This is a genomic window from Streptomyces poriferorum, assembly GCF_019399235.1.
Classification (GTDB): domain Bacteria; phylum Actinomycetota; class Actinomycetes; order Streptomycetales; family Streptomycetaceae; genus Streptomyces; species Streptomyces poriferorum.
The window spans coordinates 1-3,187 of record NZ_JAELVH010000461.1; the positions used below are offsets into that span (position 1 = coordinate 1).

Sequence of the window (3,187 nt, forward strand, 5' to 3'; positions counted from 1 at the left end):
GCGGGGTTCAGCGCGCCGATCACGTTGACCGTGTTGCCGCAGACGTTGACCGGAACGTCGACCGGGGCCTGGATCAGGTTGCCCGACAGCACGCCGGGGGAGTTGGCGGCGACACCGGTCGCCTCCGCTCCCTGGGAGCCGTCGCCCCGGGAGTCGCCGTCCTCGTTCTCGCACTCGTTGCCGAACGCGGGGTTCAGCGCGCCGATCACGTTGACCGTGTTGCCGCACAGGTTGACCGGGATGTGCACAGGTACCTGCACCGCGTTGCCCGAACCCACACCGGGCGAACCGATCGCGGCACCGTCGGCAGAGGCGTCGGCGAACGCGTAGCCGCCGGAGGCGGTCAGGATGCCTGACGCCGCTGCCATGACGAGCACGCTTTTACTCAAGGCTTTTCGCATGGTTGCCCTTCCTTAGGACATTACGCGCGGGCTGTATTGACCCGCATTTCAATCATCAGGCGGTCCAGCGACCGTCGGGCCTGCCATTCGTGCTGGGTGGGCGTCCCGTACGGGGGAGCTTGACGAAACCCATAACGACGCAAAAGCGAGGGGGAAACGTGGAACCAGTGAGAATCCCGTGATCACTCGGACGGACTACGTATGTGCGTTCGCCCGATGTTTTCGTTTCACGTCGACCGGGCTTTTTCGCACGGGCGTCCGTGCGCCCCCGGCATTCGGGTGAATGGAGATAACCAAACGTCCGGAAGCCAGTTGGTCAGTGCGCTCCGGTGCGGGGCATCCAGTACGAGAAGGGTTCATCGTGATCAAGAAGGTCCTGGCTACGGGCGCCGTCGCCGCCTCCATCCTCGGTCTCGGCGCCACGCAGGCGATGGCCATCGGCGACGCGGGCGGCACGACCGCCGTCAACGGCAACGGTGCCTCGCAGTCGTTCGGCAACGCCGAGACGCACGGCGACGGCAGCCCGCAGTTCGGTCTGGTCCAGGGCTCGCTGAACAAGCCCTGCATCGGCCTGCCGGCCAAGGCCAACGTCGGTTCGCTGATCGGGCTCATCCCGATCGCGGTCCAGGACGTCAACGTCCTGTCCTCCCCGCAGAACCAGCAGTGCACCGAGAACTCCACCCAGGCCAAGGGTGACGAGCCGCTGTCGCACATCCTGTCCGGCATTCCGGTGCTCTCCGGCAACGGTGCCGGCAACAGCTGATCCAGCTGTCAACAGGCCCGGGCCTTCGGCGTTTCCCGTCCGGTGGCCCGGGCCTGCTGCTGCCCTCCTCGGGTTCGCCCGGGACGTCGGGCCGGACTCTCAGCGGTAACCGCACGTGACCGGAACTGTGTCATTCGGGCGGATTCAGAAGAATCTCCTCGATGAAGAGTTTCGCTTACCGTCTGAAATCGTTACGAATTACAGCGGCGGAGTTGCGAGCGATGCAGGACCGCGCTCGTGCGGCACGAAAGTCGTGGCCGCTCCGGACTCCGTCGAAGAAAGGGTTGAAAGTGAAGTACACCAAGATCGCCGCCGTCGCCGCCGGAACCCTCATGGCGATGGGTGCCGCCGCTCCGGCCTTCGCCGACTCCGGCGCCGAGGGTGCGGCCGTGCACTCCCCGGGCGTCCTGTCCGGCAACCTCGTGCAGGTGCCGGTCCACGTTCCGGTCAACGTCTGCGGCAACACCGTGAACGTCATCGCGCTGCTGAACCCGACCTTCGGCAACACCTGCGCCAACGTCTGATCGACGCTCGCCGAATCCTTTCGGCGCCGGTCTGCCCCGGATCGCATTCCATGCGATCCGGGGCTTTCCTCTTTTCTGTGTTCCGTCCCGGGAGTTCGCAGCCCTCCTCGATGCGGCGGAACGGCCGAAGGCCTTCCGCCCGGCCCGGGGCGCGGTGCGCCGGCGGCTGGGGGCGGACATCCGGGCGGGCGCGCGGGACGGAGTACCGACAGTGCACCACCGAATCGCGTCCGGTGTCCCCCCTCGCACTCGAATCAGTGATTAGTCATGCAATTTTCCGAAGTCTCGGGAAAGCCGTCGGGAGAAAAGCGGGGCTGTCCAGTTGCCCGGCCGCAATCGGATCGTTACCCAGAGAGAAAGCGGCAGAAGTCACAGCTAAAGAAGGCTGGTGCGGCGCGGGGACGCGACCGAAACGGATGCCGCTGCAGAAGGGAACCCGAAAGTGAAGTACGCGAAGACAGCCGCGTTCGTTGCCGGTTCCGTGGTTGCTCTCGGAACGGCTGCTCCCGCCTTCGCCGTTACCAACGCCACGGCCCCCAGCTTCAGCCTCGACGGCGGTGTCAACCAGGTGGTGGCAGCGGCTCCGCAGGCTGTCGACCCGGTCGTCGACACCGTCGGCGGCGCGGCCGAGTCTCTGCAGAAGGACGGCACGGTCACCAAGGTCGCCGGCCAGGCCACCGGTGCGGCCAAGGGTGCCGCCCCGCTCATGGGCGGCCTCCCGCTCGGCGGCTGACCCGTCATCACGACGGCGGTTCCCACCTCGTCACGAGGCACGCGCCCGTCTCCGGTGCCGCGCGTTCCGTAACCGTACGGACCGCGGAAACACCGTTCGAGTGAAGCGCCACAACCATTCCCGCCACCGCGAGTTGATCAGGTCGCTCCGGACAGGCGGGCAACAGAAAACCCCAGAAGGGCTTTTTCATGATCAAGAAGATTATGGCCTCGGCAGCCGTCGCTGCTTCGATCGTCGGCGTCTCCGCCGCGGCCGCCCCCTCGGCCATGGCGATCGGGAACGAAGGCGGCACCACCTCGGTCAACGGCAACGGCGCCGTGCAGTCGTACGGCAACTCCGCCACCCACGGCGACTGGAGCCCGCAGTTCGCGCTCATCCAGGGCTCGCTCAACAAGCCCTGCATCGCCCTGCCGGCCAAGGCCAACGTCGGCTCGCTGATCGGTGCCATCCCGATCGCGGTCCAGGACATCAACGTCCTGTCCTCCCCGCAGAACCAGCAGTGCACCGAGAACTCCACCCAGGCCAAGGGTGACGAGGCTCTGTCGCACATCCTGTCCGGGATCCCGATCCTGTCCGGCAACGGCGTCGCCAACGACTAGTCGTTCCCGGGGCGCCGGAGCTTCCCGAGGCGCCCGAGCTTCCTGGATCACCCGTGGGGCCGACCCGTCCTCGTGGCAGCCGCAGTTCCGGCCGCCCGGACGTGTCGGTCCCACGTCGTGTGCCCAAGGGCCGGAGGCTCCCCCGAAAGGACGGGTCGGCCCCACGG

The 3,187-nt window shown here is 67.0% G+C and carries 5 protein-coding genes; 4 read left to right on the forward strand and 1 reads right to left on the reverse strand.

Annotated features, from left to right (window positions below):
- Nucleotides 1-401: chaplin (locus tag JGS39_RS41780; protein WP_219574395.1), on the reverse strand; the 401-nt coding region annotated here is incomplete at its 3' end.
- 361 nt (nt 402-762) lie between these two features.
- Between JGS39_RS41780 and JGS39_RS38370 the strand changes: the two genes are divergently transcribed.
- From JGS39_RS38370 to JGS39_RS38385, 4 genes are all read left to right on the forward strand, one after another.
- Nucleotides 763-1,164: a rodlin gene (locus tag JGS39_RS38370; protein ID WP_219574396.1), complete on the forward strand. Its 402-nt coding sequence runs from the start codon at nt 763-765 to the stop codon at nt 1,162-1,164.
- A gap of 290 nt (nt 1,165-1,454) precedes the next feature.
- A complete protein-coding gene (locus JGS39_RS38375; protein ID WP_219574397.1) occupies nt 1,455-1,688 on the forward strand; it encodes a chaplin in 234 nt (77 codons plus the stop codon).
- A 442-nt stretch (nt 1,689-2,130) separates the two neighbouring features.
- Nucleotides 2,131-2,421, forward strand: a complete 291-nt coding sequence (locus tag JGS39_RS38380; protein ID WP_219574398.1) for a hypothetical protein — start codon at nt 2,131-2,133, stop codon at nt 2,419-2,421.
- Between the two features lie 188 nt (nt 2,422-2,609).
- Nucleotides 2,610-3,020, forward strand: coding sequence for a rodlin (locus JGS39_RS38385; RefSeq protein ID WP_219574399.1), 411 nt, complete (start codon nt 2,610-2,612; stop codon nt 3,018-3,020).
- The last annotated feature ends 167 nt before the right edge of the window (nt 3,021-3,187 follow it).

What these genes read in the sequence shown, in the direction of transcription:
- JGS39_RS38385 (WP_219574399.1), top strand. Translation starts at nt 2,610, where the DNA reads ATGATCAAGAAGATTATGGCCTCGGCAGCCGTCGCTGCTTCGATCGTC.